Here is a 14,366-nt window from a genome sequence, read left to right on the forward strand (position 1 = left end):
TGAATTAGCTTGGTTGAGGTTTTCTGCAAGCGAGAGGGTGCAGGGATTGAGCGCCTTATTTAACCCCTATCTCCCCTTCCGCAATGTCATTAATTCAAGAAAGTTAAAATAGAATTAATATCGAACACTGAATATCCAATTTCGAATAATGAACCGAAAACTTCGGTGTTGGATATTCGAAATTCAGTGTTCGATATTATTTTTTACTTCTACTTTTTTCTCAACAACAATTGAGTTCCCTCCTACCAAATCTTAACCCTCTGATCTTCCGCCTTATAATTTTTATCGCCCGGCTGCACGTTAAATGCTTTGTAAAACGGGGCGAAATTCATTAACGGGCCGTTTACACGCCACATGGCTGGTGAATGCGGGTTGGTGTTTACGTAGGTGCGCAGGAACTCGTCCCTGGTTTTTACCCTCCAGATTTGGGCTATCGACAGGAAGAAGCGCTGGTCGGGCGTAAAGCCGTCAATTTTAACGTTGCCTTTTCCCTGTTCGGTCATTTTAAATGCGTCGTAGGCTATGGCTATGCCGCCATTGTCGGCGGTGTTTTCGCCCAGGGTGAGTGCGCCTTTTATGTGTACGGTATCTAAAACGGTAAAGGAGCCATATAAATTGGCCAGCTGTTTTGTTTTGGCCCTAAACTTTTCGTAATCTTCTTTTGTCCACCAGTTTTTTACGTTGCCGTCTTTGTCAAACTGCGCGCCCTGGTCGTCAAAGGCGTGGGTCATTTCGTGGCCAATCACCATGCCGATGCCGCCATAATTGATAGCGTCATCTGCCGCAAAGTCGAAATAGGGAAACTGTAGGATGCCCGCCGGGAAAACAACCTCATTAAACGAGGGATTGTAGTAAGCGGTAACCGTAGATGGCGTGGTGCCCCATTCTGTTTTATCAACAGGCTTGTTTAGTTTGGCCAATTGAAACTGGTAGTCGTTTTGTTTAAGCCACAGGATATTTTCGAAGTATTTGGTGCGGTTTATCTGCACCTTATCGTAATTGCGCCATTTATCGGGGTAGCCCAATTTTTTGGTGATGGCGTATAATTTTTCTTTTGCTTTTTGTTTGGTGCTGTCGCTCATCCAGTCCAGGTGGTTGATCCTGTTTTCGAAAGATTTTTGCAGGTTGTTTACCAATACAAGTACCCGTTTTTTTGCATCCTCGTTAAAATATCGTTTCACATACAATTGCCCCAAAGCCTGCCCCAGGTAATTGTCGACGTTTTGAGTCATGATTTGCCTGCGGGTTTTTTGTACGGCCTGCCCGTTTAATACTTTATTAAACTCAAACGTGGCATCTACAAATGGCTTGCTCAGTATTTCGGCGTAGTTTTGGAGGGTGGCGGCTTTTAAATAAATTTTCCAGTCGGTTATGGATACCGATTTCAACAGTACGTTCAGCTTATCGTAATAAGCGGGCTGGCCCATATCAACCGAGTCGGTTGTGGCGCCCAGTTCGGCAAGCAATGTTGGCCAGCCTATATTAGCCTGTGTTTTGCTGATGGCCGCAACCGCTACCTTATGGTAATTGGCGTTAACATCCCTTAATTCGACATTGGTTTTATGCGATGCCGCGTTTTGCTGCTCGATGCCGTAAGCGATAGCCGCGTTTTTTGTGGCGGCGGCAGGGCTGCTCCCGGTTAACCGGAACAGGGTGCTTATATATTTTTTGTAGGCCTGCTGAATGCCAAGCGTAGATGAATCTGTTTTAAAATAATAGTCCCTTTCTGGCAAACCAATGCCGGTTTGTGATGCATGGGCAATATTGATGCTGCTGTTTTTATTGTCGGGATAAATACCAAAGCCAATAATCAGGTCGTTACCGGATTTTAGCTGCGCGGCTACAAATTTGATGAGTGAGGGCACGTTGGCAATGGCATCAATTTGTGCCAGTACCGGTTTAATGGGCTGGTATCCGCGTTGGTTAATAGTTGCGGTATCCATGCCTGAAGCGTAAAAATCGCCCACCTTTTGGTCGATGCTGCCCATTGGGTTCCGGGCTTTTGAAACACTATCCAGGATGCTTTGCAGCAGTAGCTTTTGCGGAATGTTCATGAAACTATAAGAACCCACGCCCGATTGATCGGCAGCAATTTTGGCGGTATCGTACCAGCGTCCGTTAACAAAGCGAAAAAAATTATCGCCGGGTTTTGTCAGGGAGTCGATCCCGGCAACGTCAACAAAACCTTTTTTATGATCGTCCTGGTATTTCCAGGCACCCAAAACAACCAACGCTACACACAGGTAAAATACTTTATTCATAAACAGTCAATTTGTTTAAAGGTAATAATTTAGGAATATGTTGGGGAATGAAAAAGAAGGAAATTGTTTAAATGGTTGTGCCTCCGCCTCCGTTGGTGCACGGCTGTCGCGTATACCTTGCTGACAGGTAAACCACCGCTAAAACAAATTAGCAGCTTACTCAAAGTTCATCAGTACCCCAATTTCGCGTAAGTGATTGTACCGGATACCGGCCAATGAGCGTAATGCCTGCAGGCGTATGAGGGGAAAGCACGACCCCGCTTCTACCGGCGGGGGTACGCCATGTTTAGATGTGAGATTTGAGATTTGAGACAGAAATGGTGGGTACCATACGTCGGATTGCTATATATTTGCCCGCTACCCGTTAAAATCAACCACCATGGAATACTCAAAAACTTACGTTGCCAAGGACGAGCACATAGATGTGCAGCAAATTATGGATGGCTTATACTATCCGTTTTATATGGAATATTGCCGGCATGATTATATCAGGGAAGTGCTGGGCTTCGATTTTGAAACCGAGGCTAAAAACGGCGTTCATATGGTGCTATCAAACTACAGCATCAGTTTTTTACGGTCGTTAAAAAAAGGGGATGAATTTTCGGTTACCTGCACGCTATATACTGATAAGGCAGGCCTGCCTAAACTACACTTTAAACAATCCATCATTTTTAATAATAAGGTAATGACCAAAGCCGTATTCACAGGCACCTGCGTACCCGCAACAGGCGGGCGGCCTTATTTGCCAGCATCAATACTCGAGAAAATTAAAGACGCCCCTGTTGGTGAGTGGTGAGTAGTGAATGGTGAATAAATTGTTAGGGAAAGATTAATGGCGGGTATTTAAGCCTGCCATTAACATCTGATTTGCTAAAACGCCTGCCGTTTAAGCCGACAGACGTTTTAGCAAATCAAAAGCTCCCCCTTCAGGGGGCTGGGGGGCTTACTGCCCCACCATAAACACCGCATTGCTAAACAGCAGCTTGCCGTTTTCCCAAAAACTGCGAAACAGCGGATCGTCAACCATATATATAACCGAGCCGCGGCCCATGGGTTGAACGCCAAGCAGCAAACCGTTATTAATTTTTTGCTTGGCTGCGGCTCCGGCAAAGCCCGATACATAACTATCTTTTTTAATGGTGCCTACATTCCAGCCGTCCTCGCCGCCAAATAACTCATAAATATCATCGTTCATTTTTAGTGAATAATAATAGTCGGGCAGGCCAAAACCAAGCGGGTGGGTATTGTCCAGGTTCAGCTTAAATATAGCCCCGGGGATCATGCCGCGGATGGCGTCCCGGTCACGGTCGCCGTAAATTTTAACGGTTTTGTCTTTATCTTTATCGTCTTTTTTATCATCCTTCTTTTTAAGCAGGATGCCTTTTTTATCAACCAGCGCTGCCACTGCATTATCAATGGCAATCAGCCTGCCCCCATCGCGGATCCAGTTTTGCAACTTCTCCGACAGAAAATCATCGTAGCGTCCGTCCGGGAAAATAGCCACATCAAAATCGGACAGGCGGGTGCGGCCAATGTCCTGATACCTGATCAAGGTAATAGGATAACCTAATTGCGCCTCAAACAAATGCCAAACCTCGCCCATGCCTTCGGAGTTTACGCCATCGCCGGCAACCAGCATTACTTTGGGCTGGCGGATATACTTAACCGCATCAGATCCCAGGTCTGAGCCCTTATCCACAAAGCCCGATGAAAGTGGCGTAACCTCCTGGTTAAGCTCAGCAGCGGTTTGGGTAACCACCTGGTCAAAATCGGCACGGTCATTACCGGCCCGCGTTATCAATAACGATCCGGGGGCAAAAGTTTTGCCTGCGGCCTCAAATGATTTTTCGGCATAACGTACCCTGATCTTCTTTTTAAACAACGCTGCAAGGAATTTAACATCCCCCAACGACTGCCATGACGATACATAGGCGTAAGCATGGGTGTTAACCAAAGGCTTCGGCGCGGTAATACCCCACTCGGCGCTTGCCGGTTTTAGCGATTCTTTTACACCATAAGCCTTCAACCCAAATGCATAGGGTAACGACCATGCTGTAATATCATACGTATTTGAATCGGGGATAATAGTTTTTGGCTCCAGCAGCACATGCAGCAATACCGCTTTGGGCTGATAGGCGTTTACCACCAAATCATTAGGCCCAACGGTATATGCTTCGGTTTTACCGCTCATATAATCATAGCCGGTAACCGATTTATTGGCCAAACCAAAACCATATTGAATACCATTGCGGGCAAGCAGTTTGGCCATGGCATTTATTTTATTGTTGTTGTCGTTTTTAACAACGTAGGTTTTGTATTCGCCCGGCGGGTTGGCGCGGCTGTTATCATAAAACTTTTTAAACTCGTCTTTAAATTTCTGGGCGTTGGCCGATGCCGTTTCAACCGTACTTAAACCCGTGGAATGGTGATGCGCCACCCGCTGAACCAGCGTAAGCGTATCGCCGCTGCGGTTAACAACGGCCAGGCCCGCGCCAATACCGCCCTGCTCATAAGTCATCCCGATTGAGCCGTTATATAACGGGTAGGTGTCGCCATAGGATGGGTACAGCAGGTCGAACTCGTATTTGGTAAAGTACATCCAGCCATTTTGGTCGAAATATTTGGCGTTGTTTTTACCGATAAGTACCTGGGCATCGCGTTGCCATTGGGTAAGGTCTTTATGGTAAGGCTCGGCAGCTGGGGCAAAGTAGTATGGGGCGTTGGGGCCTTGCTCGTGGTAATCTACATGTATTTGCGGCAGCCATTGGTTATACAGGCCTACGCGTGCCTGCGTTTCCTTTTGCTGCTGCCAGGCCCAATCGCGGTTAAGATCAAAGTAGTAGTGGTTTACCCGGCCGCCCGGCCATGGCTCGGCATGCTCGCGCGAGGTTGGGTAAGCATCGGGCGACAGACCGTGTACCGAATTATAAAAATTAACATACCTGTCGCGTCCGTCCGGGTTCAGGCAAGGGTCAATAACCACCAGCGTGTTTTTAAGCCAGCCCTGGGTTTGCGCGTTTGATGGATCGACCAAATCATATAAAGTCCACATGGCGGCTTCGCTTGATGCCGGCTCGTTGCCATGCACGTTATAGCTTAACCAGGTAATTACAGGTACATTGGTAATAACAGGCCCGCTTTCAACACCGGCTACCCGCAGGTTATTATGGCGAATCTCCTCCAACCTGCCAATGTTTTCATCCGATGCGATGAACATAGCCAGCAAAGGCCTGCCCTCGTTGGTAGTACCAAACTGCTGCAGCTTTACGTTTTTTGAAGCCTGGGCAACATATTTAAAATATTCAACAATACGGTAGTGCGGAGTAAACTGTGTACCCAGCTTATAACCCAGGAACTCCTCAGGCGATTGTATTTTTTGGGCAAACGCAGCTGATGCGAAAACAACAGCCAATAAAACAACAAGTAGCTTTTTTATCATAAAACTGAATAGATGGTAGTAAAAGCTAAATATGCGGAAAATATGTGCAGATGTGCAAATTTCAAATGTGCAGATGTGGAGATTGTTACAAAAGAACATTTGAAAATTTGAGGATTTGAAAATTTGAAGATGACTTGCCTGAACCTGGATTAAGCAGATTATCAGATTAAGAGATTACCTGATCTTTCCGCTATGGGAACCTGAAAATCAAAATCCAATAATCCGAAAAATCCGCTTAATCCAGGTTCAGACAACTCCCCACCTACAAAAAATCTAAAAATATTAGCAATCTCCCTGATAATTTGTAATTTGCCCCTGAAAAAGCAAATCAATCTGCACATCTGAAATCTGTAATCTGCACATCTACCATGAATCCGCAAGAGGCTCTGCAAAAATATTTTGGTTATAGCGCTTTCAGGCACCAGCAGGAAGCCATTATCCAGCATATATTAAACGGGCAGGATGTAATGGCGCTGATGCCAACCGGCGGCGGCAAATCATTATGTTACCAGTTGCCCGCGGTATTGCTTAACGGCTTAACCATTGTTATCTCGCCGCTCATAGCCTTGATGAAAGACCAGGTAGATAGCCTGAATGTAAGTGGTATCCCTGCAGCGTTCCTTAACTCGGCCCAAAACCCCGATGAGCAGCGCCAACTGGTAGAAAAATTAAGGAACAACCAGATCCGCCTGCTATACCTTGCGCCCGAGCGTTTGTTTGGCGCCGAGAACAAACTGGTTCCCTTTTTAAAAACACTGAATGTAGTACAAATAGCCATCGACGAAGCCCACTGCATCTCGTCATGGGGGCACGATTTCCGCCCCGAGTATTTGATGCTGGCCCAACTGAAAACCGAGTTCCCGAATGTGCCGGTTATTGCGCTTACCGCCACTGCCGATAAGCTTACACAAAAGGATATCCTCGAGAAACTCAATCTTAACAAGCCCAAAGTATTTGTATCATCATTTAACCGCGAAAATATTACCTACCGGGTTATCCCCAAAAAAAACAGCTTTCAGCAGCTGGTTAACTTTTTAAATGAGCGGAAGGATGAATCAGGCATTATCTACTGCCTCTCCCGTAAATCTACTGAAGACCTGGCCGACGACCTGAAAGCCGCCGGCTTTTCTGCCGAAGCCTACAACGCCGGCCTCAGCAACGAAACCAAAGTGCGTAACCAGGAAGCTTTTTTGCGCGATGAAGTGAAGATCATTGTAGCCACCATCGCCTTTGGCATGGGCATCAATAAATCAAACGTGCGCTACGTAGTGCATATCGATCTGCCTAAAAACATCGAGGGCTATTACCAGGAAACCGGCCGTGCCGGGCGCGACGGGCTGGCATCCGAGGCCTTGCTACTGTATTCGCCGGGCGATGCGGGTAAGCTGCAGCATTTTGCAAGGATAGAGGGCAACGAGGCCCAAAGCCGCATTATGCTCAACAAGCTGAACGATATGGTGCGCTACTGCCAGCTGCAAAGCTGCCGCCGCCAGTATTTGATGAACTATTTTGATGAGGCTTTCCCGCCCAATTGCGGCTCCTGCGATGTTTGCCTTACCGAATTTAAACGCTTTGACGGTACGCTGATAGCCCAAAAAGCCCTCTCGGCCGTGGCCCGCCTCAACGAGCGTTTCGGCATTAACTATGTGATTGATTTTTTACGCGGATCGAAATCTGAAAAAATTCGCGACGAACATAAACGCCTTAAAACCTACGGCATTGGCGCCGATATCAGCAAGCCCGACTGGCAGCGCTACATTCGCGAGCTGCTTACCATGGGCTACCTGCAAATGGGCGGCGACGAATACCCCATTGTAAAACTGACCGACCAAAGCGCCGCCGTACTTAAAGGCCTGCAAAAGGTTGAGTTTATTGAAAGCGAAACCGTTGAAGAAACACACACCCACGTACAGGCGCCACCGCACGAAGCCGAACTGCTAAGCCGCATCAAACGCGTACGTAACGATATTGCCCAACATGAAAACGTGCCGGCCTACATCATTGTATCTGATGCTACCCTTGTCGAGATGGCCACCTACCTGCCGCAAAGCCTCGACGAGCTGCGCCTTATCTCGGGCTTCGGCGATGTAAAACTGGCCCGCTACGGCCGCGAGCTGTTGCAGCCCGTGAAAGATTACGCCAAAGAAAAAGGCCTCGAATCAAAAATAGCCTATAAATCGCCCAAGCGGGAGCGCAAGGTGGCGTCCGTCCGTCCGGCACAACCCATTAAGGCCCGCAAAACAAACGATACCCGTACCGAGTCGCTCCGGCTTTACCAAACCGGCAAAACCGTTGCCGAAATTGCCGCCGAGCGCAACCTCTCGCCCATGACCATCGAAAGCCACCTCAGCTTTTTTGTACAATCGGGCGAGCTGGAAGTAGAAGCCCTGGTACCCGCCCAAAAAATCCCCGCCATTAAAGATGCCGTTGAAAGCTACGGCTCCCAAATGCTCTCGCCCCTCAAACAAATCCTCGGCGACAACTACAGCTACGGCGAAATTAAAGCGGTGATTAGTTGGATGAATAGGGGGAATGACATATAAAAATAAAGACTGTCATGCTGAGTGGTAAAATTTCGCGAAATTCTGAAGGGGGAAATGACATACAATAAGAGAACTGTCATCCTGAACCTAGTGAAGGATCTATTCGCGAACTTTTCTATCGATCATGCACAACTGACAGATCCTTCGTTCCTCAGGATGACAGGAAAATTGGATATGTCATGGGTAGTGATAAAATTTAGCGAAATTCTGAAGGGGGAAATGACATACAATAAGAGAACTGTCATCCTGAACGTAGTGAAGGATCTATTCGCCAACTTTTCTATCGGTCATGCACAGCTGATAGATCCTTCGTTCCTCAGGATGACAGGAAAATTGGATATATCATAGGTAGGAACGAAGCATCTATTCGCCAACTTTTCTATCGGTCATGCACAGCTGACAGATCCTTCGTTCCTGCCATTGACACATTTGTAACTGACTGATTATCAATTGTAAAAAAAAGTGTCATTTGCAACGCGATCATTTGTGCGCAAATAAAGGTTCCTCAGGATGACAGGAAAATTGGATATGTCATGCTGAGTGGTAAAATTTCGCGAAATTCTGAAGGGGGAAATGACATACAATAAGAGAACTGTCATCCTGAACGTAGTGAAGGATCTATTCGCGAACTTTTCTATCGATCATGCACAACTGATAGATCCTTCGTTCCTCAGGATGACAGGAAAATTGGATATATCATAGGTAGGAACGAAGCATCTATTCGCGAACTTTTCTATCGGTCATGCACAGCTGACAGATCCTTCGTTCCTCAGGATGACAGGAAAATTGGATATGTCATGGGTAGTGATAAAATTTAGCGAAATTCTGAAGGGGGAGAAATGACATACAATAAGAGAACTGTCATCCTGAACGTAGTGAAGGATCTATTCGCGAACTTTTCTATCGGTCATGCACAGCTGATAGATCCTTCGTTCCTCAGGATGACAGGAAAATTGGATATGTCATAGGTAGAAACGGAGCATCTATTCGCCAACTTTTCTATCGGTCATGCATAGTTGATAGATCCTTCGTACCTCAGGATGACAGGAAAACTGGGCATGTCACGGGCCGGTACCAGAAAAAGCGACAAGCCGGTTGATACCCCCTCCCCACAATTTTTCCACCACCCCGCCAATATGTCCGCACCATCCTTTAACTTTGTTATCCAAACGCCAAAGCGTAACGCGTCACGTATGATTACTACCCAGCAACTTTACCAGCTATACCTGCAACACCCTGTTATCAGCACCGATACCCGCAAAATTGCGACCGGCAGCCTGTTTTTTGCCCTTAAAGGCGATAAATTTGATGCCAATACCTTTGCCCAACAGGCCATTGCCGCAGGCGCAGCCTACGCCGTAATTGATAATCCCGGGTACCAGCTGGGCGATAATTATTTGCTGGTGGCCGATGTACTTACTGCCTTGCAGGATTTGGCCCGCCATCACCGCCGCCAACTAACCATCCCAGTTATCGGCCTTACGGGCACCAACGGTAAAACCACCACCAAAGAGCTTATCAACGCCGTACTGTCCCAACACTTTAAAACCCAGGCCACCCAGGGCAATTTAAACAACCATATAGGCGTACCCCTCAGCATTTTAACCATCGACGCCAGCCACCAGGTGGCCGTTATCGAAATGGGGGCCAATCACCAAAAAGAAATCGAACTGCTTTGCACCATCGCCCAGCCGTCGCATGGCTTAATTACCAACGTAGGCAAAGCGCACCTGGAAGGCTTTGGCGGGGTAGAAGGCGTGAAGAAAGGCAAAGGGGAGTTGTATGATTATTTAGCCCCCCGGCCCCCTGAAGGGGGAGCTTTTGAAAGGCGTGGTGGCGTTACTTTTATTAATAGCGACGACCAAACATTGCTTGATATGGCTGCCGCCCGTAAGCTGGGCAACGTGGTGTACTACGGCACCAATACCATTGATGATTTGGTGAGTGGCGAACTGGTAGAAAACTCGCCCCTGCTCACGTTGGAGTACACCAACAATAAAACCGGCCAAAGCTACACCGTAAAAACCCAACTCACCGGCGCCTACAACCTGCATAATATTTTGGCGGCCATAGCCATAGGCAGCTATTTTAATATCCCTGCCGCGCAAATAAACGCCGGTATTGAAGGCTATCAGCCCAAAAACAACCGGTCGCAAATTGTGAAAACGGAAAGCAATACCCTTATTTGCGATTACTATAATGCCAACCCCAGCAGCATGTTTGTAGCCATCGAAAACATCGGCAAACTGCAGGCGCCACGCAAAGTACTCATCCTGGGCGACATGTTCGAGATGGGCCCCGAGTCGGCGGCCGAGCATGCCTCCGTGATCCAAAAAGCGCTGGATACCCCGGTTGACGAACGCATTTTTATCGGGAAAGATTTTTTAAGTCAGCAGTCATTAGTCCAAAGTCAGCAGTCAGCAGCCACATTTTACGCCACTGCCGAGGATGCCATTGCAGCGTTAAAGGCCAGCCCCATCACCCATTCCACCATCCTCATCAAAGGATCGCGCGGCATGGCTTTGGAGCGGTTGGTGGAGTTGTTTTAACGCCTTCTGAGACTTACGAAGTTTCAAAAACTTCGTAAGTCTGGAATTCGCAAAGGGGGAACAGCGTATATCGCATGGCGGCGAAGACTCACCCGGCGAGGCTACGCCCGCCACCCTCTCTTCACCTGCGGTGGAAAGAGGGGCCTGAACGCTGTATATCAACACATTAAAGAAATAAAAACAAATAATAAATTTTCAAGCCCCTCTTTCCGGCAAAGCCGAAGAGAGGGTGGCGGGCGCAGCCTCGCCGGGTGAGTCTTAGCCAGCGTTCCAGCCAATGTTCGCATATACCCCCTACACCCCATCCCAAAAATCTTGATACTTGATACTTACTACTTGATACTAAAAGTGCGTTCGCCGCTGGTAGAAGCGTCGCCGGGCTTTACATTCATACGCCTGCAAGGCCTTATTCACGGGCCGGTATCCATTTCAATCCCTAACGCGAAAGCTGCGGAACGTCGTCTTAATGCTTGATTTTGCCTTTTTGATTCTTCTTTTTCACTGTTTGTACGTCAATAAAATACATCACGGTGAATTTACTTTTATTGCTGCCTAAATGGCCATACCCCCTGGCGTCGCCATCTTCATACACGCCAATAACATCCACAAGCAGATAGGTATTCCAATAGTTATCGTGTACATTTTTAAATTGACTTGTAAATTCCTGTCGCATTTCCACGCTATCGGGTATTTCTAATGCGGCTTTTACTCCTTTACATTTTTTATCGGGCACAAGGCTCCAATACTCATCTGTACCCCTATAAATAAAGCGGGTGTAAACCAACTCCTTTTTATGACCCGGCAACTCGCAGGCGCTTATAAAGTCGGGATAGTGCATATCCAGTACCGGGGGAGGAAAAGCTATCTCCTTCCCTTTTTTCTGGCAAAAAGCAAACGTGCAAAAAAGCGTTAATGTAAGTGTTAATATGGTTTTCATTGAAATTGGTTTGCCCGAAAGCTTATTGCTAAAGTACGTTGCGGCCATTATAAAACATCAAAAATAATTATACTCGCGTATCAACAACCATAATATGAACCAACAAATTATAAAAGATGCTTTGTACAGCGCATTAACCTCATTAAACAACCAGGTGGAAAGCGTAATATCCCCGAACTAAGTGAAGAATATTATAGGGTGATTGGGGAAATTGAGAAGGCTTTAAGGGGTTTCCGGCTAACCAGCAATACACATTTCAACCTATTAATATTTACCTAAATTGTAAGATTAATAATAAGGGTATTAGATTATTTTGAACGACTAATGTCTAAGAATATAATAACTTTAAATTCTAATATTCATCAAAGATATGATCGAAGCAATTCTTTTAGGTAAAGACAGACTAAATCATTACACAACTGTTTACAACGACAACGAACTTGCTGGCTTTTCGAAAATAAACATTCTAATTGGAGCAAATAATTCAGGCAAAAGCAGATTTTTAAGAACTTTCTTTTCCTATCATGATATTCGTTACAAATCTTCGTTGTTTAATTTAAACGCCTACAATGAACTTATCAAAAGCTTTAAAGAAGCACTTACCGAATTCTTTGAAATAGGCAAACTCTCTGATGAGGACACCAAGCATTTTTTGCAGGACCTAAAAGAAATTGAATATCTCGACTTAAGCCTAAATTTAGAAGATAAAATTAAATCCTATTTTTCTCAAATAGTAAATTACAGAAATAACATTATATCAGTAGTCGGCTACAATCATGAAGTATTATCTGCCCAATTAATTATTATTGGTAATACCTACATTGAAAAGTTTGATTCACTTTATAAACGCCATGACTTTAAACTCAAAAACATCTACATTCCAACACTACGGGGTTTAAGAAACATTAGTGGAACACAGAAACAAGAAGATATTTATTTAAACTGTACCATTAGGGATTACTTTTCTAATAAGGGATTAGATGGCGACATAAAAGACAAAATTTACACTGGGTTAAGCTTATACGAAGACACTAAAAAACTGCTTCTTGGCACAAAAGAGGACAGAGAAAAAGTAAAACGTTTTGAAAATTTTCTAAAGACTTCTTTTTTCAACAATGAAGAAATCAATATTATTCCGAGGATTGGGCAAGACGTAGTATATTTCAGAATAGGTGCGCACGAAGAACATCCCATTTACGAATTAGGAGACGGAATTCAATCGCTGATAATTCTTACCTATCCGTTATTTTTTAGGCAAGGTGAAAAAATTAATTTTTTCATAGAGGAACCTGAACAGTATTTACATCCCGGTTTTCAACGCATTTTTGTTGAGACTTTATTGCACTTTAAAGATTATCAGTACTTTATAACCACGCACTCGAATCATTTATTGGACTTAACGTTGGATAAAGAGAATATCTCAGTTTACACTTTTAAAAAAGGATACACAGAGACCAACAATCCTATTTTTACAATCGAGAATGTTGAAAACAAAAATTCAAATATTTTAGAAAGCATAGGCGTCAGAAACTCATCGGTATTTTTATCTAACTGCACTATTTGGGTTGAAGGAATTACGGATAGGATATATATAAGAAAGTATTTGGAAGCGTATCAATCAGCACAAAAAATAAAATATAAAGAAGACCTTCATTATTCATTTGTAGAATATGGGGGGAATAACATCACACACTGGTCCTTCTTAGAAGACACCGATTCGAACCATCCAAATATAGAGGTTGAACGACTTTGTGGTAAACTATTTCTCATAAGTGACAAAGATGGGGTTGATTTCGAACTTAAGCCAAATGCAAAATCACTTAGGCAAAAACAATTGGCAGCGAAATTAGGTGACCGATACTATTGTTTAAAATCACGAGAAATAGAAAACTCCTTGTCTTCGAACGTATTAAAGCAAACTATTCTTGAATTCGAAAGACAAAATAAGGAGGTTAGCTTTAAATCAACGTTTTCCAATGATAACGTATACCAGGATAAAAAGATAGGTACATTCATTGACACACATACAATAAATGCGAAAAAGAAATATGAAGATGAATCCGGAACAATTAAAGACAAGTTGAATTTTGCTAAAACTGCGATAAAATTCATTCATAAAGAGGAAGATTTAACCGTCGACGCTAAAGAGTTAGTAACTCGCATATATCAATTCATTGAAAAACATAATGTTTAATGATAATAATATGCCATCTGCCCCAATACCGTCCCGTTATATATAAAACCCGGAAATTGTGCTCCAAGTAACATGCGCCCTCATAATCAACCACCAAAACCAAATCTTGGCCGCCCAACGCAGCCAAGCAATGAGCCTGCCTTTAAAATGGGAGTTCCCGGGCGGTAAAATTGAATTGGGAGAAACTGCCGAAGATTGCTTGATTAGAGAAATTAGGGAAGAATTAAATATTGAAATCAGCATTATAAAAGCCTTGCCATCCAACACACATACCTACCCTAAAATAACCATCGAATTGATCCCTTTTATTTGCGAGCATACCAGTGGCGAAATATTATTAAAAGAACATGCGCAATATAGGTGGCTGCATAAAAATGAATTATTAGCTTTGGATTGGGCCGATGCCGATGTGCCCATTGTAAAATATTACTTAAACCTTTAAA

10 protein-coding genes are annotated in these 14,366 nt (G+C 44.7%); 7 read left to right on the forward strand and 3 right to left on the reverse strand.

Going from position 1 to position 14,366, the window contains the following annotated elements:
* Nucleotides 1-242 precede the first annotated feature (242 nt).
* Nucleotides 243-2,261 carry a M13 family metallopeptidase gene (locus AC1DXF_RS01870; protein ID WP_477445539.1) on the reverse strand — a complete coding sequence of 673 codons (2,019 nt, stop codon included), beginning with the start codon at nucleotides 2,259-2,261 and terminating at the stop codon, nucleotides 243-245.
* A gap of 379 nt (nucleotides 2,262-2,640) precedes the next feature.
* On the opposite strand from AC1DXF_RS01870, the gene AC1DXF_RS01875 reads away from it, so the two are divergent.
* Nucleotides 2,641-3,057 carry an acyl-CoA thioesterase gene (locus AC1DXF_RS01875; protein ID WP_477445541.1) on the forward strand — a complete coding sequence of 139 codons (417 nt, stop codon included), beginning with the start codon at nucleotides 2,641-2,643 and terminating at the stop codon, nucleotides 3,055-3,057.
* Between the two features lie 147 nt (nucleotides 3,058-3,204).
* On the opposite strand, the gene AC1DXF_RS01880 is transcribed toward AC1DXF_RS01875, so the two are convergent.
* On the reverse strand, nucleotides 3,205-5,700 hold the full coding sequence (locus tag AC1DXF_RS01880) for a M14 family metallopeptidase (RefSeq protein ID WP_477445543.1): 2,496 nt from the start codon (nucleotides 5,698-5,700) through the stop codon (nucleotides 3,205-3,207).
* Nucleotides 5,701-6,068: 368 nt separating this feature from the next.
* Here AC1DXF_RS01880 and recQ point away from each other — a divergent pair, with 368 nt between their 5' ends.
* From recQ to AC1DXF_RS01900, 4 genes are all read left to right on the forward strand, one after another.
* On the forward strand, nucleotides 6,069-8,243 hold the full coding sequence (gene recQ, locus AC1DXF_RS01885; RefSeq protein ID WP_477445545.1) for a DNA helicase RecQ: 2,175 nt from the start codon (nucleotides 6,069-6,071) through the stop codon (nucleotides 8,241-8,243).
* A gap of 90 nt (nucleotides 8,244-8,333) precedes the next feature.
* On the forward strand, nucleotides 8,334-8,591 hold the full coding sequence (locus AC1DXF_RS01890) for a hypothetical protein (protein WP_477445547.1): 258 nt from the start codon (nucleotides 8,334-8,336) through the stop codon (nucleotides 8,589-8,591).
* A gap of 692 nt (nucleotides 8,592-9,283) precedes the next feature.
* Nucleotides 9,284-10,792 carry a UDP-N-acetylmuramoyl-tripeptide--D-alanyl-D-alanine ligase gene (locus AC1DXF_RS01895; protein WP_477445549.1) on the forward strand — a complete coding sequence of 503 codons (1,509 nt, stop codon included), beginning with the start codon at nucleotides 9,284-9,286 and terminating at the stop codon, nucleotides 10,790-10,792.
* 315 nt (nucleotides 10,793-11,107) lie between these two features.
* Complete coding sequence (locus AC1DXF_RS01900) at nucleotides 11,108-11,266, forward strand: hypothetical protein (RefSeq protein ID WP_477445551.1); 159 nt, start codon at nucleotides 11,108-11,110, stop codon at nucleotides 11,264-11,266.
* Here the strand turns inward: AC1DXF_RS01900 and AC1DXF_RS01905 are convergent.
* Nucleotides 11,256-11,729: a hypothetical protein gene (locus tag AC1DXF_RS01905; protein WP_477445553.1), complete on the reverse strand. Its 474-nt coding sequence runs from the start codon at nucleotides 11,727-11,729 to the stop codon at nucleotides 11,256-11,258. The genes AC1DXF_RS01900 and AC1DXF_RS01905 overlap by 11 nt on opposite strands.
* Nucleotides 11,730-12,099: 370 nt before the next feature.
* On the opposite strand from AC1DXF_RS01905, the gene AC1DXF_RS01910 reads away from it, so the two are divergent.
* Nucleotides 12,100-13,923 carry an AAA family ATPase gene (locus tag AC1DXF_RS01910; RefSeq protein ID WP_477445555.1) on the forward strand — a complete coding sequence of 608 codons (1,824 nt, stop codon included), beginning with the start codon at nucleotides 12,100-12,102 and terminating at the stop codon, nucleotides 13,921-13,923.
* 58 nt (nucleotides 13,924-13,981) lie between these two features.
* Nucleotides 13,982-14,365 (forward strand): (deoxy)nucleoside triphosphate pyrophosphohydrolase, encoded by a 384-nt coding sequence (locus AC1DXF_RS01915; RefSeq protein ID WP_477445557.1) that lies wholly within the window; start codon nucleotides 13,982-13,984, stop codon nucleotides 14,363-14,365.
* Nucleotide 14,366: the final 1 nt, after the last annotated feature.

Source organism: Mucilaginibacter sp. P2_A5 (assembly GCF_056404995.1).